Raw genomic sequence first — 17,656 nt, 5'->3', positions numbered from 1 at the left:
AAGGACGCACCATGACGAACAGGCCGATCCGCGCCGTCGTCGCGGCGGTGGCTCTCACGCTCGGTGCCTGCGGCTCGGCCGACGAGGCGGGCACCCCGACGGCCACCGGCCTGACGAGCAGTTCCGCCGCCTCGCCCAGCCAGGATGCCTCCCCTGCCACGGGACCGGCTGAGGCGAGCCCCTCGGCCGAGGGCCCTGACGACGCCGCCAGCGAGAGTGCGGACGACACGTCCGACGACACCGAGGACTCCGCCTCCGGACTCAGCATCGACACGGTGCCCGCGACGATCGGCGACTACACGGCCTTCGCCAACGAGATCACCGGCATCAACTACAGCACCAGCGGCGACGCGTCGACGCCCATGATCTACGTCATGTCCATGGGCAGCACCGACAACTTCGACGATCTGCTCACGGCGCTGGGCGTCGAGGCGAAGCCGATCGACGACTCGTCATTCTGCGACGCGTCGGCCAGCGACCCCAGCTGCTATTTCGTCGCCGGCGATGAGGCCTTCTACGTCGGCGCCGACCCGGACATCCCGCAGGCCGATGTGGAGACCATCATCCGGGAACTGCAGGCTGCGCTCGCCTGATCGTGCCCGGTCGTCCCTTCGCTGCGCTCAGGGCCCTTCGACAGGCTCAGGGAACCGGTGTGGTGGCCCTTCGACAGGCTCAGGGAACCAGAGACCGGGTCGCCGAGCTTGTCGAGGTGCCTCGAGCGGAGCGAGAGGAGAACCCTTTCGCTGCGCTCAGGGCCCTTCGACAGGCTCAGGGAACCGGTGTGGTGGCCCTTCGACAGGCTCAGGGAACCGGTGTGGTGGCCCTTCGACAGGCTCAGGGAACCAGAGACCGGGTCGCCGAGCTTGTCGAGGTGCCTCGAGCGGAGCGAGAGGAGAACCCTTTCGCTGCGCTCAGGGCCCTTCGACAGGCTCAGGGAACCGGTGTGGTGGCCCTTCGACAGGCTCAGGGAACCAGAGACCGGGTCGCCGAGCTTGTCGAGGTGCCTCGAGCGGAGCGAGAGGAGAACCCTTCGCTGCGCTCAGGGCCCTTCGACAGGCTCAGGGAACCGGTGTGGTGGCCCTTCGACAAGCTCAGGGAACCGGTGTGGTGGCCCTTCGACAGACTCAGGGAACCGGTGTGGTGGCCCTTCGACCGGCTCAGGGAACCGCGACTCAGATCTCGAAGCCCGGGTAAAGCGGGTGAGCCCCCACCAGTGCGGCGGCACCGTCGAGCGAGGTCTGACGCGCGTCGGCCGACAGGTCGTACTTCGCCTTGCTCGGCTCGCCCTTCGCGGTGGTCGTCGGCACGGTGTGCTTCAGCACGCCCGCGATGAGGTCCGCGACGGCGTCCATGTCTGAGGTGGTGAAGCCACGCGACGTCAGGGCCGGGGTGCCGAGGCGGACGCCGGAGGTGTACCAGGCGCCGTTCGGGTCGTTCGGGACGGAGTTGCGGTTGGTGACGATGCCCGACTCGAGCAGCGCGGCCTCGGCCTGACGGCCGGTGATGCCGAAGCTGCCGACGTCCATCAGCACGATGTGGTTGTCGGTGCCGCCGGTGACGAGGTTCACGCCGCGGGTCAGCAGGCCCTCGGCGAGCGCCTTGGCGTTGTCGGCGACGTTCTGGGCGTAGGTGCGGAAAGCCTCGGTGCGGGCCTCGGCCAGCGCGACGGCCTTGGCGGCCATGACGTGCGACAGCGGGCCGCCGAGCACGAGCGGGCAGCCGCGGTCGACGCTGGGGGCGAACTCCTCGGTGGCCAGCACCATGCCACCGCGCGGGCCACGCAGCGACTTGTGCGTCGTCGTGGTCACGACGTGGGCGTAGGGGACCGGATCCTCCTCGCCGGTGAACACCTTGCCGGCGACGAGCCCGGCGAAGTGCGCCATGTCGACCATCAGCACCGCGCCGACCGAGTCGGCGATCTCGCGCATCTTCGCGAAGTTCACGCGGCGCGGGTAGGCGGAGTAGCCGGCGACGATGATCAGCGGCTTGAACTCGCGGGCCTGGGCGGCGAGCGCGTCGTAGTCGAGCAGCTGCGTCTCGGGGTCGGTGCCGTAGGAGCGCTGGTGGAACATCTTGCCGGAGACGTTCGGGCGGAAGCCGTGCGTCAGGTGGCCGCCCGCGTCGAGCGACATGCCGAGCAGCCGCTGGTCGCCGAAGCGGTGGCGCAGCGTCTCCCAGTCCTGCTCGCTGAGGTCCGCGACGCCCCTGACGCCGAACTCGGACAGTGCGGGCGTCTCGACGCGGTTCGCGAGGATGGCCCAGTAGGCGGTCAGGTTGGCGTCGATGCCGGAGTGCGGCTGCACGTAGGCGTACTCGGCGCCGAACAGCTCGCGGGCGTGCTCCGCCGCGACGGTCTCCACGGTGTCGACGTTCTGGCAGCCGGCGTAGAAGCGGTGCCCGACGGTGCCCTCGGCGTACTTGTCGCTCAGCCAGGTGCCCATGGTGGCGAGCACGGGGAGGCTGGCGTAGTTCTCGGAGGCGATCAGCTTCAGGGAACCTCGCTGGTCGGTGAGCTCCTGGCGCGTCGCCTGGGCGATGCGGGGCTCCACCTCCCCGATCATGCCGAGCAGGGTCTGGTAGGCCGAAGAGATCGCTTGGAGGTCGCTCACGGTGCTCCTTGAATGAAGGCGACGGGTTGCGCCAACTCTATCCCGGCCTACCCTCTGATCGTCACTTAGTGGGGAGCCCCGTCCGCTGCTGAGACACCTCGTACAGCACCACGGAGGCGGCCACCGACGCGTTGAGCGACTCGACGGCGGACGCGATCGGGATGGATACCAGCGCGTCGCACTTCTCCCGCGTGAGCCGGGCAAGGCCCTCGTCCTCCGAGCCGACGACGATCAGCAGCGGCCCGTCGGCGCCGGGGATGCCGGAGACGGGCACGTCGCCCTCGCCGGCCAGGCCGACGATGGTCAATCCCATCTTCGACGCCTGCTCCAGCGCGCGGTTCAGGTTCGTCGCCATCGCGACGGGGACGCGGGCGGCGGCCCCGGCGGACGTCTTCCACGCCGCGGCCGTCATGGAGGCGGAGCGGCGGGCGGGGATGACGATGCCGACCGCGCCGAACGCGCCGGCGGACCGGATGATCGCGCCCAGGTTGCGTGGGTCGGTGATGCCGTCGAGGGCCACGACGATGCCGTCGGTCTGCGCGGCCTCGGCGAGGAGGTCCTGAGCGTCGGCGTACTCGTAGGCGGGCAGCTGCAGCGCGACGCCCTGGTGCACGAGTCCGCCGGTGACACGGTCCAGCTCCCCGCGGGTCACCTGCAGCAGCGGCAGGCTCTTCTCCGCGGCGAACTTGAAGATCTCCCGGAGACGGTCGTCGCGTTCGGCGCCCTCCGCGACGTAGGCCTGCTTGACCGGCAGGCCGGCCATCAGCGCCTCGTACACGGGGTTGCGGCCGACGACCCAGTCCGCGCCGACGGCGGAGCGGTTCGCCCGTTTCGGCGCGGTCTGCTGCTTGCGCTGCGCGGCCTGCTTGGCCTTGTAGGCCTTGTGGTAGGTGCGGTCCTCGGCCTTGGGGGTGGGGCCGCGCCCCTCGAGCGAGCGGCGGATGCGCCCACCCGACCCGGCCGCCTTGCTCTTTCCCTTGCTGCCAGCGCCACGACGCTGCGAGTTGCCTGCCATCTACTTCTCCAAGCTCCAGGACGCCCCGGTGGGGGTGTCGGTAATCACCAGGCCGAGCCGGGTGAGAGTGTCGCGGATCGTGTCGGCGGCCGCCCAGTCCTTCGCGGCACGCGCCGCGGACCGCTGCTCCAGCAACGCCCCGACGAGCCCGTCGACGACGGGGACGAGATCGGCCGAGCCGCGCGGGTCTCCCGCCCATTCGGGGGCCTCCGGGTCGAGGCCGAAGACCGCCAACATCGCGGTGACCGCGTCGCTGAGGACCCCGACCTGCGCGCGGTCGGAGGCTGCGAGCGCCTGGTTGCCGGCCTTGATGGCATCGAACAGGGCCGCCGTCGCGGCGGGAGTGGCGAGGTCGTCGTCCATGGCGGCACGGAACGCCTCCCACTGAGGGGCGACGGCCTCGGTCGGCTCCCAGTCATCGCCCAGGAACCCGCGCGCCCGGCCGACGAAGTTGTCGATGCGGTCGATGGCCTTCTCCGCCTCCTCGAGCGAGCCGCGGGAGGCCTCGTCGGCGGGAGAGAACTCGATCGTCGAACGGTAGTGCGGCGAGAGCAGGAAGAAGCGCACGGCCCGCGGGTCGTAAGCCCGCGTCACCTCGGAGACCAGCGCCGTGTTGCCGAGCGACTTGCTCATCTTCTCGCCAGCCATCGTGACCCAGGCGTTGTGCAGCCAGTAGCGGGCGAAGCCGTGGCCCGCCGCCGCCGACTGGGCGAGTTCGTTCTCGTGGTGCGGGAAGCGCAGATCGATGCCGCCGCCGTGGATGTCGAAGGTGTCGCCCAGGTACTTGCCCGCCATGGCGGAGCACTCGATGTGCCAGCCGGGACGGCCGCGTCCCCAGGGGGAGGGCCACGACGCGGTGAGCGGCTCCTCGGGCTTGTGCCCCTTCCAGAGGGCGAAGTCGCGGGGGTCACGCTTGCCACGCGGGTCGGCGTCGGCGGCGGACTCCATCTCGTCGACCTTCTGGCCGCTGAGCTCGCCGTAGCGGGGCCAGCTCTTGACGTCGAAGTACACGTCTCCCGAGTCGTCGGGCGCCGGATAGGCGTGGCCGCGATCAATGAGGACGGAGATCAGCTCGATCATCTCCGGGATGTGGCCGGTGGCGCGCGGCTCATAGGTGGGGGGCTTGCAGCCGAGCGATGCGTAGGCGGCGTGCAGCTCGCGTTCGAAGTGGTAGGCGTGGGCGAACCACGGGGTGCCCAGCTCGGCGGACTTGGCGAGGATCTTGTCGTCGATGTCGGTGACGTTGGCGACGACGGTGACCTCGTTGCCCTTGGCCTCGAGCCAGCGGCGCAGGACGTCGAACACGACCTCCTTGCGGATGTGACCGAGGTGCGGGGAGGCCTGCACCGTCAACCCGCAGTGGTAGATCGACACCCGTCCCTCGTTCAGCGGGACGAAGGCGCGCACGGACCGCGTCGCGGTGTCATAGAGCTTGAGCGTCACGCAGCGGAGTCTACCGTGACAAGCGCCCCGACCCCCTGCGCGGGTGCGGAGGGGGCCGGGGCGGTCGGGAGTCGATCAGGCGACCTTAGCGGTGGCCTTGGAGGCCTTCGTCGCGGTGGTGTAGCTGGACTTCCTGCCGGTGACCTCTTACGGTGATCTTCTTGCCGACCTCCCCACACCGATAGTTCATGATTCAATGAACTGGTGAGCATCGACGTACAGATCTGGTCCGACATCGCCTGCCCCTGGTGTTTCATCGGCAAGCGCCGCCTCGAGACGGCGCTGGCGCAGTTCCCGCAGCGCGAGCAGGTCACCGTGACCTGGCGCAGCTTCCAGCTCGACCCGACGCTGCCCGAGCACGACGACCGCTCCGAGGTCGACTACCTCGTCGAGGCCAAGGGCATCCCGCGGGCCAGCGTCGAGCAGATGATCGGCCAGGTCGCCGAGAACGCGCTCGGCGAGGGGCTCCACTACGACTTCGACCACCTCGTCGTCGCCAACTCCCGCCGCGCGCACCGCCTGCTCCAGCTGGCCAAACACATCGATGCCGGGGATGGAGGCACGCGCGCCGCGGACCTGAAGGAGCTGCTGCTTGCCGCGCACTTCGAGAAGGCCCTCGACATCGGAAACATCGAGGTGCTGGCCGCGCTGGCCGAGGAGGTCGGCATCGCGCCCGACGACGCCGAGACCGCCGCCTCGTCGGACGAACTCGACCACGCCGTGGAGGCCGACATCCGGCTCGGCGCGCAGATCGGTGTCCGAGGGGTGCCCTTCTTCGTGGTCGACGGCAAGTACGCCATCTCCGGCGCGCAGCCTCCGGAGGTCTTCCTGCAGGTGCTGGAGCAGGCCCGCGCCGAGCAGACCCCTCGGCTGATCACGGTCGGCGAGTCGGGCGATGCCTGCGGCCCCGACGGCTGCTGACCGGCCTCAGCCCTTCTTGTCCTTGGCTGCGGCCTTGGCGCGCAGCGCGTTGATGTCGAAGCCCTGCATCACCGGAACGTCCGGGGCGTTTGCCTCGTCCTCCCACGGGTCGTAGGGCTTCTCGTCGTCGTCATCGTCGATGAAACCCTTGGAGGGGTCGTACTTGTCCCGGAGCTCGCCGCCGACGCGGTCCACGTCGCCCAGCTTCTCGTCGGGCAGCGTCGCGAGGATCTCGTGGATGTATCCCGCCGCGGCCTCCTCAGTGGGCACCTCGCGTTGCTCGCGCTGCGACTGGTACCAGCGGTAGTCGAGCACCTCGTGGTAGAACTGCGCCGCGTCCCGCTTGCCCCGCAGGTGCGAGGGGATGCGATTGACCGCGGGCTCGAACACCTCGACCAGCCACTTGTGCGCGGCAACGGACTCCGGAGCGTGCGGGACGACCTTCGCGCGGAAGGTGTCCATGTCGTTGAGTAGGCGGCGGGCCTGGTGCTCCTCAGCGTCGAGGCCGGTCAGGCGCATCAGGCGGCGGGCATGGTGGCCGGCGTCGACCACCTTCGGCCGCATCCGGATCGTCCCGCCGTCGGGCGACGCGTCGATATCGATCTCGGCGACGTCGAACCCGAGCGCGTTGAGCCGCCGCACACGGCCCTCGAGGCGGTACAGCTCGGACTGGTCGAACTCCTCGACCCCCGTGAGCTCCGCCCACAGCTGCTCGTAGCGGTCCTCGATGGTCTCGACGAGCCACGTCGGGTCAAGGGACGGGTCGAGGATGCCGCCCGCCTCGAGGTCGAGGAACTCACCGAACAGGTTGGTGCGGGCGTTCTGCAGGTCGTGGGCGCGCTGCCCGTCGGTCAGCTGGTCGTGCAACTCTCCGGTCTCCGCGTCGACGAGGTACGCGGCGAACTCGCCGGCGTCGCGGCGGAACAGGATGTTCGAGAGGGAGACGTCGCCCCAGTAGAAGCCGCTCAGATGCAGCCGGGCGAAGAGGACGACCATGGCGTCGAGGAGGCGGTTTACTGTCTCGTGCTTCACGCCGGGGTAGAACAGCGACCGGTACGGCAGGGAGAAGGGGAGGTGCCGGGTCAGCAGGATGGGATCGAGGGGGTTGCCCTCCACGTCGACCCGGCCCAGCACCACGCCGACCGGTTCGACCGATGGGACGCCGAGGCGCTTGAGCTCGCCGAGCAGGCGGTATTCCTGCACCGCGACCTCCTCCAGGATCTCCTTCGCCGCGAGGAACTGGTCACCCACCTGGATGAAGCGCACGACGTGGCGGGAGATGCCGCGGGGCAGCGCGACCAGGTGCTGCGTCGGCCAGTCCGCTAGCGGAACCTGCCAGGGCAGCCGGATCAGGTCAGCGTCAGGCCGGGCTGCGAGGAATCTGGGCACGCCCTCCAGCCTACTCGGCCGCCTCCGTCGGGCGCAGTGGGCCGGAGTCGAAGTCAGCTGACGGCGAGCGCCCGCGCCAACGCCTCGTCGACGACCGTCATCAGGTCGTCGGCGGATTCGACGCCGACGCTGAACCGCAGGAGGCCGTCGGAAATGCCGGCTTCCGCACGCGCCTCGGGCGTCATGCCGGCGTGGGTCATGGTCGCGGGGACGCAGATCAGGGACTCGACGCCGCCGAGGGACTCGGCTAGGTGGAAGATCTGCAGGCCGTCGAGAAAGGCGCCGACGGCGGGCGCGCCGCCGACCAGTTCAAGGCTGAAGAGCGAGCCGAACCCGGACTGCTGCCGCTTCGCGAGCTTGTGCTGCGGGTGCGATCTGAGGCCGGGCCAGTGGAGCTTCGACACGGCGGGGTGCCCGTCCAGCAGCGTCATGAGCGCCGAGGTGTTCTCGGCGTGCACGCGCAGGCGCGCGTCGAGCGTGCGCAGCCCGCGCAGCGCAAGGTAGGAGTCGAAGGCCCCGGCCGTCAGGCCCAGCGCGTTGGCCCACATCCGCAGGCGTTCGTGCACCTGCGGATCCGCGGCGATGGCCGCGCCGCCCACCACGTCGGAGTGGCCGTTGATGAACTTGGTCGTCGAGTGCACCACGATGTCGACGCCGTGTTCCAGCGGCCGCTGCAGCAGGGGCGTCAGGAAGGTATTGTCGGCGACCACCACCGCCCCCACGGCGTGCGCCTTCTCGGAGGTTCTGGCCAGATCGGTGATGCGCAGCAGAGGGTTGCTCGGGGTCTCGATCCAGACCAGATCCGCTCCGCGGCCCAGGGCCTCGGAGAAGGCGGCCTCGTCGTTGAAGTCGACGAACTCCACCTCGAACCGGTCCTGTGAGGCGAGGTAGCTGAACAGGCGCCAGGTGCCGCCGTAGGAGTCGTGCTGCACGATCGCGCGACCGCCGCCCGGCACGAACGCCTCGGCGATCAGCGTCACGGCCGCGAGCCCGGTGCCCACCGCGGTGGCGCCGACTCCGCCCTCAAGGGTGGCGAGCGCGTCGGTCAGCTGGTCCCGCGTCGGATTGGACGAGCGCGAGTAGTCGTATGGGCCAGCGGTCGACGGATCGGGGAAGACGTAGTTGGTGCTCAGGTAGATCGGCGGGACCACCGCCCGGTAGGCGGGGTCGGCCCCCATGCCAGCTCGCATCCCACGTGTCCAACGTCCCAGCTCAGCCATGTCCGCCACGGTAGCCGACCCCGGGCGGTGTCGATCCGTCGTGTCCGCCCCAGGACGCGGGCGAGGGGCCGCAGCTCGAAAGCTGCGGCCCCTCGGGCGGGACATCAGAGACGGATCAGGAGATGCGCTCTTCGGTCTTGTTGCTGAACACGTGCACCTGGTCGGCGGGGGCGGACAGGCGGACGACCTGGCCCTTCTCCGGGGCGGTGCGGGCGCCGACGCGGGCGACGAACTGCTGGGCGGTGACAACCTCGTCGTCGTGCAGGCCGGCGAGGTGGCCGTACAGGTACGAGTCGGCGCCGAGCTCCTCGACGACCGCCACGTCCAGGCCGATGCCCTCGGTGGAGATCTGGAACTGCTCGGGACGGATACCGACGGTGAGGGTCTCCTCGCCGTCCGCCTTCGCCAGGGTCTCACGCGCGATGCGGACGACGAAGTCGCCGATCTGCACGCCGTCCTCGACGCGCTTGCCCGACATGAGGTTCATGGCGGGCGAGCCGATGAAGCCGGCGACGAACAGGTTGACCGGCGCGTCGTACAGGGCCAGCGGGGTGTCGACCTGCTGCAGGACGCCGTCCTTCATGACCGCGACGCGGTCACCCATCGTCATGGCCTCGACCTGGTCGTGCGTCACGTAGACGGTGGTGACGCCCAGGCGCTGCTGCAGAGCCGCGATCTGGGTACGGGTGGAGACGCGCAGCTTGGCGTCGAGGTTCGACAGCGGCTCGTCCATGAGGAAGACCTGGGGCTGACGCACGATGGCGCGGCCCATGGCGACGCGCTGACGCTGACCGCCGGAGAGGGCCTTCGGCTTCCGGTTGAGGAAGTCCTCGAGGCCCAGCAGGTGCGCGGCCTCCTGGACGCGCTGCTGGCGCTCGGCCTTCGGCACGTTCTGCATCTTGAGGGCGAAGCCCATGTTGTCCGCGACGGTCATGTGCGGGTACAGCGCGTAGTTCTGGAAGACCATCGCGATGTCGCGGTCCTTGGGCGGCAGGTCGGTGACGTCGCGGTCGCCGATGAAGATGGAGCCGGAGTTGACCTCTTCGAGGCCGGCCAGCATGCGCAGCGAGGTGGACTTGCCACAGCCGGAGGGGCCGACCAGCACCATGAACTCGCCGTCCTCGATCTCGAGGTTCAGCTTGTTGACCGCGGGGCGGTCGGAGCCGGGGTAGACGCGCGAGGCGTCGCGGTAGCTAACGGTGGCCATGCCACATTCCTTTCCACGGGCAGGTACGTGCCCGACGATCCGAGTGGAGGAAGTCCTCCTCATGGAGGAGTTCCGAGAATGACTCTAGCGTGTCCCGCAAGAGATGCCACCGCGGGGTACCGAAGGGTGGCCGTCGCCGCCGCGTCACGTACGATGCAGCGCGTGAGTGAGCAGCAGAAGCCGGCCGACGGTGAGCCTGAGGACCGCGTCGCAGAGACCGCGTCCGACGAGTCGACGGAACCCGAATGGTGGGAGTCCGACGGCATGCCGTGGAAGAAGAAGCCCGGCAGGGCCGACTACGCGTGCCTCGCGTGGTTCGGCGTCATCGCCGTCTTCTCCTTCATCCTGCTGCCGCTGCGCGCGTTCATCCCCCAGTTCCCCGACATCTTCGCGATGGTGACCGGCGGCCGCACTTCGGTGGCGCTGAGCGGCGCCGTCGCGTCCGTCGGGCAGATGGGGCACTGGCCGGTCGTGCTGTTCGTCGCGTCGCTGACCAGCCTGAAGTTCGACTGGATCTACTGGTGGGCCGGCAAGCTGTGGGGTCGCGGCATGATCGAGGTCTGGGCCTCCAACTCGAAGCGTGCGGCCCGCAACTACGCCCGCGCCGAGCGCTGGGCCGAGAAGCTCGGCCCGCTGGGCTTCTTCATCGCCTACATCCCCATCCCGCTGCCGCTGATGCAGGTGGTCTTCGTGCTGTCCGGCGCCGCGGGCATGAGCCTGAAGCGGTTCCTGTTCTACGACTACGTGGCCTCGACGATCTGGCTCGTCTTCTACTTCTGGCTCGGCTGGCGGTTCGGCGCCCCCGTCGTCGACGTGCTCGAGATCTACGCCCGGTACGCCGGCTACGTGGCCATCGCGCTGGTGGTCTTCATCATCGTCAGCACCTTCGTGACGCAGTCGAAGAGGGAGAAGGCCAAGAAGGCCGGGCAGGCCTGAGCCGGCCCGGCCGTCCGCTCAGGCGCGGCCGAAGATCGCGACCAGGAAGTCCGAGTCCTGCTCGAACGGGCGCAGGTCCCACGTCGACAGGGCCACCTGGAGGTCGAGGCCACCCTGCTGTGCGTCGGCAAGGAAATCGCCGAACTCGTAGCCGCGGCCGGCGCCGAACCCGATGATCGCGCGGCCCGTCGGGGCCAGGTGCCTTGCGATGTTCGTCAGCACGTCGACGCGGGTCGACGGGGCCAGGAACCCCATGACGTTGCCGGCGCTGACGATGACGTCGAAGTCCGCCTCGATGCCGCGCGCCGGGAGATCCATCTCAGCCAGGTCGCCGACGACCCACGTCGGTCCGGGGTGGTCGGCCTCGGCCGCTTCGATGAGCGCGGGGTCGACGTCGATGCCGACGACCCGGTGCCCGCGCTCGTGGAGATAGGTGCCCAGTCGGCCCGGGCCGCAGCCCGCGTCGAGGATGCGGGAGTTGCGGGAGGCCATCGCGTCGACGGTGCGGGCCTCGCCGTACAGGTCGGCGCCGTTGGCCTCCATGATCTTGAAGCGCTGGATGTAGCGCTGGGAGTGCCCGGGGTCCGCCTCGATGATGCGGGTCCACTTGCTGGGTTCAACAGTCATGCCCGCCATTGTGCCGCACCGGCCGTGGGCGTCGATCCGCCCGCGATGGAGCCTCCTGAGGGAGTCGAACCCTCGACCACTCGCTTACAAGGCGAGCGCTCTGGCCGCTGAGCTAAGGAGGCGCGGGCACCCATTGTGCCAAGTTTGCCCGCGGGGTGCGAAGTCAGGCGCCGGAAGCGGTGATGAACAGCTGCCCGTTGCCCTGCGCGAACACCTGTTCGTCGGCGGGGATGAACACGGCCTCGCCCGAGCGCAGCGGGAACGCGCCGTCGTCACCCTCCAAGGTGAACTCGCCGGAGGCGACCAGCGCGATGCGCCCGCAGTCGCCGCGGGGGACGAGCAGCGGGCGGCAGTCGACGGGGGCCACGAGCCACAGTTCGAACTCGGGGAAGGACGTCGGGTAGACGTAGACGCCGTCGGCGCCCTCCGCCAGGAGGACGTTCGGGCGGCGGGGCTCGAAGTCCACTACCTGCAGCAGCCCGTCGACGTCGATGTGCTTGGCCGTCAGGCCGCCGCGCATCACGTTGTCCGAGTTAGCCATCACCTCGATGGCGGTGCCGCGGAGGTAGGCGTGCATCACGCCCGCCTCGAGGGCAACGGCCTCTCCGGGTTGCAGGGAGAAGCGGTTCAGCAGCAGTGCAGCCAGGATCCCCGGCTCGCCGGGGAAGTGCTCGTCGAGCTCGACGGCCGTACGGGCGAACATGCCGAGCCGGCCGGGAGAGTCGAGGTGGTTGACGGCGGCGGCGAGCACCACGTCGACGAGGTGTCGTCGGTCCTCCATCGACAGCACGTCGAGGAAGACCTCCTGGAGCGCGGGGGCGTCGCGGCGGTCGCGGAGCGGGCCGATGACCGACGTCAGCTCCTCGTCGACGCCCAGCGCCTCGAACAGGCCGGCGGTCTCCTGAGGGGCGCGGAACCCGAGGAGGCCCTCGAAGGGCGTCAGAGCGACGATGGCCTCCGGCTTGGGCCAGTCGTCCTTGTACGAGCGGCGGGGGTCGCTCGGGTGCAGACCCTGCAGAGACTCCTTCGCGTAGCCGACGACCGCCTGCTCCCTCGAGGGGTGCGCCTGCAGGCTGAGCGGAGACGAGGCCGACAGCAGCTTGACCATGAAGGGCAGCCTGCCCCCGAAGGAGGTGCGCGTCGCCTCGCCGAGGCACTCGGGGGTTTCCATCAGGAGTTCGGAGAGCGGGCTTCCGTCGTCGAGCGTGGCCGGCCCGTTCGGATGCGTGCCCAGCCAGTACTCAGCCCAGGGGAGTCCGTCCTGGTCCACCCCCAGGATTCCGGGGATGGCGTCCTCGCTGCCCCAGGCGAAGCGCTGCACGAATCCGTTCAGTCTGCGCATGGAATCTGTTTGTCCTCGTCGTTGATGGTCAGTTCTTCTCAGCGCTATGAGACTAGCGCGACCAGAACACGTCCGCCCGGGCGAGCGGTGGAGAGGGGCACGAAAGTGCCGCGGTCGCAGCCCAGAGCCACCGCCCGCCCGCTGCTTCGTCGCCCGCCGTGCGGCCGCTGCCCGCTGCCTGACTCCCTATCGCCCGGCTTCCCGTGCAGAAGAGTGGCCTGGCCCCCAGCAAGCGCGTACAGCCCGAGTGCTGGGGCCAGGTCACAGTTGTGCGCGGGCTTGGGGCCGGGGTGAATGACATGGGTGTGGTTTGCGCCTAGAATGGCGGCCATGTCCGAGGCCCTCTCCTTCGCCGGCGCAGCCGATCTGGCCGAGCGTGACGCCGCCATCCTCGATTTCGAGGACAGCTGGTTCACGTCGTCGGTGCCGAAGGAGCAGGCGATCATGGAGCACTTCTCCATGACGGCGGCCAGGTACTACCAGCACCTGAACACGCTGATCGACACCCCTGAGGCGCTGGCCTACAAACCGCTCCTGGTGAAGCGCCTGCGCCGGATGCGCGTCCAGCGCCAGTCTGCGCGGTCAGCCCGCCGGCTGCAGGGCTGAGTCGGCCCCTTCGCTCCGCTCAGGGCGTTTCGACAAGCTCAACGATCCGGTTCCTTGAGCTTGTCCTGTCGGGTTCCTTGAGCTTGTCCTGTCCGGTTCCTCGAGCTTGTCCTGTCCGGTTCCTCGAGCTCGTCCTGTCCGGTTCCTTGAGCTTGTCGAAAGGCGCCGAGGAAGCGCGCCAGCGCTGACGAGGGGAACCGCTGCCACCACCGCCCCGGACGCCACCCTTACGTGCAGACGCCACCCTTCCGTGCAGACGCCACCCGTCTCGACACATGCCACCGCCATGGCGGTGGCAGGTGCGAAGAAGGGTGGCGTCCGTCGTTACGGGTGGCGTCCGTCGTTACGGGTGGCGGCCGTCGTTACGGGTGGCGGCCGTCGTTACGGGTGGCGTCGGTCGGTAAGGGTGGCGTCCGGGGCACGGTTCAACGGCCCTGGCGCAGCAGCGCCGCGATGCCTTCCCGGAGCGGGCGCCGCGCACGTTCCCGGTAGCCGCCGTCGGCCAGGCCGGCCTGCACCTCGAAGAAGTTGGCCGCCGCCCGGTCTCCGGTCCGGAGCAGCGACCAGCCCACCTGCACGAAGTAGAACAGCAGGAACGGCAGCCCCAGGCAGTAGGCCCACTGCCAGGCGTGCTGCTCCTCGTGCGCGAGCACCGTCGGGGTCCGGCTCTCCGCCTTCTCCAGGCTGTCGCGGAACACGAGCACCACGGAGCCGACGGTCATGGCGCCGGCGTCGGTGACGGGCAGCCGGACGTGATCGAACACCACCAGATGGCCCAGCCTGCGCAGCCTGCCTCGTCCCGCGACCGCCAGGGTCAGCCCGAGCGGCGTCGACAGGTTCACCAGATTGGCGGCGTCGCGCAGCCATCTCGACAGATCCATGGGTACCTCCTGCGGCCGACTGGCAGCGAGGCTAGTGCCCGACGGTGTCGGCCAGCCCCGACGCGCCTCGACGGGCCGGAGGTCTTTGCACTCTCTTGGGTCGAGTGCTAATAATGGATCTAGCACTCGGCGAGGTCGAGTGCTACCGAATCGCAGGTGAGGCAACTTGCCGTCCGTCGCGGGCACCGACCGGTTCGCACAACAAGACACTGAAGCAAATCCCGGGGTGCTCGCACCCCATCGACGGGAGGACTCCCGAACCACCATGGCAAAGCTGATTGAGTTCAACGAAGACGCGCGCCGCGGCCTTGAGCGCGGCATGAACACCCTGGCCGACGCGGTCAAGGTGACGCTGGGCCCCAAGGGCCGCAACGTCGTCCTGGAGAAGAAGTGGGGCGCCCCCACGATCACCAACGATGGCGTGTCCATCGCCAAGGAGATCGAGCTCGAGGATCCCTACGAGCGCATCGGTGCCGAGCTCGTCAAGGAGGTCGCCAAGAAGACTGACGACGTCGCTGGCGACGGCACCACCACCGCCACCGTGCTGGCACAGGCGATGGTCCGCGAGGGCCTGCGCAACGTGTCCGCCGGTGCCAACCCGATGGGCCTGAAGAAGGGCATCGAGACGGCCGTCGAGGCGATCGTCGGAAAGATCGCCGAGATGGCGATCGACGTCGAGACCAAGGAGCAGATCGCCGCCACCGCGTCGATCTCCGCCGCTGACTCCACCGTTGGCGAGATCATCGCCGAGGCGATGGACAAGGTCGGCAAGGAAGGCGTCATCACCGTCGAGGAGTCGAACACCTTCGGCCTGGAGCTCGAGCTCACCGAGGGCATGCGCTTCGACAAGGGCTACATCTCCCCGTACTTCGTCACCGACACGGAGCGCATGGAGGCCACCCTCGATGACCCGTACATCCTGATCGCCAACTCCAAGGTCGGCTCGCTGAAGGACCTGCTGCCCGTCCTGGAGAAGGTCATGCAGTCCGGCAAGCCGCTGCTGGTCATCGCCGAGGACGTCGAGGGCGAGGCCCTTGCCGGCCTGATCGTCAACAAGATCCGCGGCACCTTCAAGTCGATCGCCGTCAAGGCGCCCGGCTTCGGCGACCGCCGCAAGGCCATGCTGACCGACATCGCCATCCTCACCGGTGGCCAGGTCATCTCCGAGGAGGTCGGCCTGTCGCTCGACGCCGTCACCCTCGACCTGCTCGGCCGCGCCCGCTCCGTGCTCGTCACCAAGGACGAGTGCACCATCATCGAGGGCGCCGGTGACTCGGCTCAGATCGAGGGTCGCGTGACCCAGATCCGCCGCGAGATCGAGAACTCGGACTCCGACTACGACCGCGAGAAGCTGCAGGAGCGCCTGGCCAAGCTGGCCGGCGGTGTTGCCGTCATCAAGGTCGGCGCGGCCACCGAGGTCGAGCTCAAGGAGCGCAAGCACCGCATCGAGGACGCCGTCCGTAACGCCAAGGCTGCGGTCGAGGAGGGCATCATCCCCGGTGGCGGCGTCGCGCTGCTGCAGGCATCCAAGGCCGCCTCGGTCGAGGGCCTGACCGGTGACGAGGCCGTCGGCGCGCAGATCGTGTTCGCCTCCGCCTCCGCGCCGCTCAAGCAGATCGCGCACAACGCCGGCCTCGAGGGCGGCGTCGTGGCGGAGAAGGTCGCGAACCTTCCCGCGGGCGAGGGCCTCAACGCCGCCACCGGCGAGTACGTCAAGATGGTCGAGGCCGGCATCATCGATCCGGCCAAGGTCACCCGCTCGGCTCTGCAGAACGCCGCGTCGATCGCCGCGCTGTTCCTCACCACCGAGGCCGTCGTCGCGGACAAGCCCGAGAAGGCTGCCCCCGCCGGCGCCCCCGGCATGGACGAGATGGGCGGCATGGGCGGCTTCTGAGCCATCCAGCACCCGTTACCGGAGGGCGGTCCCGTCAGGGGCCGCCCTCCTGCGCGTTCGGGCGAGGTCGATCGTGGTTTCCGTCGGCCGGCCGACGGAAACCACGATGCACGGTGACCCTTCGCTGCGCTCAGGGCGTTTCGACAGGCTCAACGACCCGGGAGAACTCAGAGGCTCAAAGGGGGAGCGGGCGGTCGACGACCTGGCGCATCACCAGCGTCGACGAGAGGCGCAGCACGCCCGGAAGCGCGCTCAGTTCCTCGTCGTAGAGGTCCTGGAAGTGGGCGAGGTCGCGCGTGACGACGTGCACGAGGTAGTCGAGGTCGCCGAACACGCGCTGGGCTTGGATCACGTTCGGGATCTCCACCACCGCCCTCTCGAAGGCGCCGAGGACCTCCTTGTTCGCCTCGCGCAGGGTGATGAAGACCAGCGCGCCGAAGCCGAGTCCGACCGCCTCCGGGGTCACGACCGCGCGGTACCCGGCGATGGCCCCGACCCGTTCCAGCTCCCGCAGCCGACGGTGGCAGGGGGCGGGGGTGAGCCCCACGCGATCGGCCAGCTCGGTGACCGTGAGGCGACCGTCCACCTGAAGCTCGGCAAGAATATTGCGGTCAATGGAGTCCATGGAGGGTAATCCTTGCGCAACGCGTCGCAGATCGCCAGATCTCGGCAATCGCATCGCGAGCAACGTTCACTAGCGTTGCTTCGCGAAGGCCGGGGATGGCAGATCATCCGGCGCGGTGGAGGAGGGGCCATGGAATTCGGGGTGATCCTGGCGTTCTGGGGCGTAGCGATGATTGTCATCGTCGTGCCCGGCGCGGACTGGGCTTACGCGATCACCGGTGGCATGCACCACAGGGCGGCCCCGGCAGTGCTGGGGATGCTGACGGGTCACTCGATCGGGATTCTCGTGGTCGCCGCCGGCGTGGGAGCCGTCGTCACCGCCCACCCGGCGGCCCTCGGCGTCCTCACACTCGTCGGCGCCGCGTACCTGATGTACCTGGGCGTCGGATCCCTGCTGCGACCCGGCTCGGTCGGCCACGGAGCCGTGAGTGCAGGTTCGGGCTGGTCCTGGTGGATGAAGGGAGTGGGCGTCAGCGGCATGAACCCCAAGGTGCTGCTGCTGTTCCTCGCGATCCTGCCCCAGTTCGCCCACGCCACCGCGGCCTGGCCCGTCGCAGGGCAGATGCTGCTGCTCGGCGGCATCCACCTCATCAGCACCGCCGCGGTCTACTTCGCCGTCGGCTTCTCCGCCAGCGCCGTCCTGTCCTCGCGTCCGGCCGCGGCGCGCCTGGTCAGCCGCCTGTCGGGGGGCGCGATGCTGCTGATCGGCGCCGGCCTGCTGACGGATCAGTTCCTGCACTGAGGGCGGTGGCGACAGCCCCGCGTCTTCCTGCCACACTGAGTTCATGGAAGCCAGCGCCGACGACGGGCCCCAGCTCCGGGTGATCACTACCCCTGGGGTGCCGTGGTGGAGGACGCGGCCGGATTCGAACCGACCCGGGCCTACTGGGCCCGGCGACCCGTCGTCGCGCAGCTGTGCGCCAAGCGGCTCGCGCCGCTCGC

At 69.3% G+C, this 17,656-nt stretch carries 16 protein-coding genes and 1 tRNA gene; 6 read left to right on the top strand and 11 right to left on the bottom strand.

From position 1 onward, the window contains the following. Positions 1 to 11: 11 nt before the first annotated feature. A complete protein-coding gene (locus QH948_RS11775; RefSeq protein WP_281144559.1) occupies positions 12 to 593 on the top strand; it encodes a hypothetical protein in 582 nt (193 codons plus the stop codon). Between the two features lie 579 nt (positions 594 to 1,172). Here the strand turns inward: QH948_RS11775 and QH948_RS11770 are convergent. The 3 genes from QH948_RS11770 to cysS all read right to left on the bottom strand — a co-directional run bounded on the left by QH948_RS11770 (position 1,173) and on the right by cysS (position 5,067). Then, entirely contained in the window at positions 1,173 to 2,609 is a 1,437-nt protein-coding gene (locus QH948_RS11770) for a glycine hydroxymethyltransferase (RefSeq protein ID WP_281144558.1), read from the bottom strand. A gap of 61 nt (positions 2,610 to 2,670) precedes the next feature. Continuing rightward, positions 2,671 to 3,624 (bottom strand): 23S rRNA (guanosine(2251)-2'-O)-methyltransferase RlmB, encoded by a 954-nt coding sequence (gene rlmB, locus QH948_RS11765; protein WP_281144557.1) that lies wholly within the window; start codon positions 3,622 to 3,624, stop codon positions 2,671 to 2,673. Beyond that, entirely contained in the window at positions 3,625 to 5,067 is a 1,443-nt protein-coding gene (gene cysS / locus QH948_RS11760; protein WP_281144556.1) for a cysteine--tRNA ligase, read from the bottom strand. Between the two features lie 204 nt (positions 5,068 to 5,271). Between cysS and QH948_RS11755 the strand changes: the two genes are divergently transcribed. Next, positions 5,272 to 5,988 (top strand): DsbA family oxidoreductase, encoded by a 717-nt coding sequence (locus QH948_RS11755; protein WP_281144555.1) that lies wholly within the window; start codon positions 5,272 to 5,274, stop codon positions 5,986 to 5,988. 6 nt (positions 5,989 to 5,994) lie between these two features. Here the strand turns inward: QH948_RS11755 and QH948_RS11750 are convergent, their stop codons facing one another. The 3 genes from QH948_RS11750 to QH948_RS11740 all read right to left on the bottom strand — a co-directional run bounded on the left by QH948_RS11750 (position 5,995) and on the right by QH948_RS11740 (position 9,804). Further along, positions 5,995 to 7,377 carry a DUF4032 domain-containing protein gene (locus tag QH948_RS11750; protein WP_281144554.1) on the bottom strand — a complete coding sequence of 461 codons (1,383 nt, stop codon included), beginning with the start codon at positions 7,375 to 7,377 and terminating at the stop codon, positions 5,995 to 5,997. A 53-nt stretch (positions 7,378 to 7,430) separates the two neighbouring features. Next, positions 7,431 to 8,555 carry a trans-sulfuration enzyme family protein gene (locus tag QH948_RS11745; protein WP_281144553.1) on the bottom strand — a complete coding sequence of 375 codons (1,125 nt, stop codon included), beginning with the start codon at positions 8,553 to 8,555 and terminating at the stop codon, positions 7,431 to 7,433. 157 nt (positions 8,556 to 8,712) lie between these two features. Next, positions 8,713 to 9,804, bottom strand: a complete 1,092-nt coding sequence (locus QH948_RS11740; protein ID WP_281144552.1) for an ABC transporter ATP-binding protein — start codon at positions 9,802 to 9,804, stop codon at positions 8,713 to 8,715. A 153-nt stretch (positions 9,805 to 9,957) separates the two neighbouring features. On the opposite strand from QH948_RS11740, the gene QH948_RS11735 reads away from it, so the two are divergent. Continuing rightward, positions 9,958 to 10,740 (top strand): DedA family protein, encoded by a 783-nt coding sequence (locus QH948_RS11735; RefSeq protein ID WP_438874098.1) that lies wholly within the window; start codon positions 9,958 to 9,960, stop codon positions 10,738 to 10,740. A gap of 18 nt (positions 10,741 to 10,758) precedes the next feature. Here QH948_RS11735 and QH948_RS11730 read toward each other — a convergent pair whose 3' ends face one another. The 3 genes from QH948_RS11730 to manA all read right to left on the bottom strand — a co-directional run bounded on the left by QH948_RS11730 (position 10,759) and on the right by manA (position 12,709). After that, positions 10,759 to 11,367 (bottom strand): class I SAM-dependent methyltransferase, encoded by a 609-nt coding sequence (locus QH948_RS11730; protein WP_281144550.1) that lies wholly within the window; start codon positions 11,365 to 11,367, stop codon positions 10,759 to 10,761. A gap of 46 nt (positions 11,368 to 11,413) precedes the next feature. Beyond that, positions 11,414 to 11,489 (bottom strand) — tRNA-Thr (locus QH948_RS11725). A 41-nt stretch (positions 11,490 to 11,530) separates the two neighbouring features. Continuing rightward, a complete protein-coding gene (manA, locus tag QH948_RS11720; protein ID WP_281144549.1) occupies positions 11,531 to 12,709 on the bottom strand; it encodes a mannose-6-phosphate isomerase, class I in 1,179 nt (392 codons plus the stop codon). Between the two features lie 330 nt (positions 12,710 to 13,039). On the opposite strand from manA, the gene QH948_RS11715 reads away from it, so the two are divergent. Beyond that, the gene (locus QH948_RS11715) at positions 13,040 to 13,315 is read left to right on the top strand and encodes a DUF3263 domain-containing protein (protein ID WP_219083194.1); all 276 of its coding nucleotides are present in this window, start codon (positions 13,040 to 13,042) and stop codon (positions 13,313 to 13,315) included. A 425-nt stretch (positions 13,316 to 13,740) separates the two neighbouring features. Here the strand turns inward: QH948_RS11715 and QH948_RS11710 are convergent, their stop codons facing one another. Then, positions 13,741 to 14,196: a hypothetical protein gene (locus QH948_RS11710; protein WP_281144548.1), complete on the bottom strand. Its 456-nt coding sequence runs from the start codon at positions 14,194 to 14,196 to the stop codon at positions 13,741 to 13,743. 265 nt (positions 14,197 to 14,461) lie between these two features. Here QH948_RS11710 and groL point away from each other — a divergent pair, with 265 nt between their 5' ends. Then, positions 14,462 to 16,090, top strand: coding sequence for a chaperonin GroEL (groL, locus tag QH948_RS11705; RefSeq protein ID WP_281144547.1), 1,629 nt, complete (start codon positions 14,462 to 14,464; stop codon positions 16,088 to 16,090). A gap of 175 nt (positions 16,091 to 16,265) precedes the next feature. Here the strand turns inward: groL and QH948_RS11700 are convergent, their stop codons facing one another. Continuing rightward, entirely contained in the window at positions 16,266 to 16,715 is a 450-nt protein-coding gene (locus QH948_RS11700) for an Lrp/AsnC family transcriptional regulator (protein ID WP_281144546.1), read from the bottom strand. Between the two features lie 129 nt (positions 16,716 to 16,844). Here QH948_RS11700 and QH948_RS11695 point away from each other — a divergent pair, with 129 nt between their 5' ends. After that, positions 16,845 to 17,456 (top strand): LysE family translocator, encoded by a 612-nt coding sequence (locus QH948_RS11695; RefSeq protein WP_281144545.1) that lies wholly within the window; start codon positions 16,845 to 16,847, stop codon positions 17,454 to 17,456. Positions 17,457 to 17,656 lie beyond the last annotated feature (200 nt).

Source organism: Tessaracoccus lacteus, assembly GCF_029917005.1.
In the GTDB taxonomy this organism is placed as follows: domain Bacteria; phylum Actinomycetota; class Actinomycetes; order Propionibacteriales; family Propionibacteriaceae; genus Arachnia; species Arachnia lactea.
The sequence above is the reverse complement of the archived record's forward strand: the minus strand, read 5'-3'. Positions and strand labels throughout refer to the sequence as shown.

Bases quoted from the DNA above. Each gene is read 5' to 3' on its own strand.
- QH948_RS11775 (WP_281144559.1), top strand. From the start codon at position 12: ATGACGAACAGGCCGATCCGCGCCGTCGTCGCGGCGGTGGCTCTCACG.
- QH948_RS11740 (WP_281144552.1), bottom strand. From the start codon at position 9,804: ATGGCCACCGTTAGCTACCGCGACGCCTCGCGCGTCTACCCCGGCTCC.
- QH948_RS11745 (WP_281144553.1), bottom strand. From the start codon at position 8,555: ATGGGGGCCGACCCCGCCTACCGGGCGGTGGTCCCGCCGATCTACCTG.
- manA (WP_281144549.1), bottom strand. From the start codon at position 12,709: ATGCGCAGACTGAACGGATTCGTGCAGCGCTTCGCCTGGGGCAGCGAG.
- QH948_RS11695 (WP_281144545.1), top strand. From the start codon at position 16,845: ATGGAATTCGGGGTGATCCTGGCGTTCTGGGGCGTAGCGATGATTGTC.
- QH948_RS11700 (WP_281144546.1), bottom strand. From the start codon at position 16,715: ATGGACTCCATTGACCGCAATATTCTTGCCGAGCTTCAGGTGGACGGT.
- QH948_RS11710 (WP_281144548.1), bottom strand. From the start codon at position 14,196: ATGGATCTGTCGAGATGGCTGCGCGACGCCGCCAATCTGGTGAACCTG.
- rlmB (WP_281144557.1), bottom strand. From the start codon at position 3,624: ATGGCAGGCAACTCGCAGCGTCGTGGCGCTGGCAGCAAGGGAAAGAGC.
- QH948_RS11715 (WP_219083194.1), top strand. From the start codon at position 13,040: ATGTCCGAGGCCCTCTCCTTCGCCGGCGCAGCCGATCTGGCCGAGCGT.
- groL (WP_281144547.1), top strand. From the start codon at position 14,462: ATGGCAAAGCTGATTGAGTTCAACGAAGACGCGCGCCGCGGCCTTGAG.
- QH948_RS11735 (WP_438874098.1), top strand. From the start codon at position 9,958: ATGCAGCGCGTGAGTGAGCAGCAGAAGCCGGCCGACGGTGAGCCTGAG.
- QH948_RS11730 (WP_281144550.1), bottom strand. From the start codon at position 11,367: ATGACTGTTGAACCCAGCAAGTGGACCCGCATCATCGAGGCGGACCCC.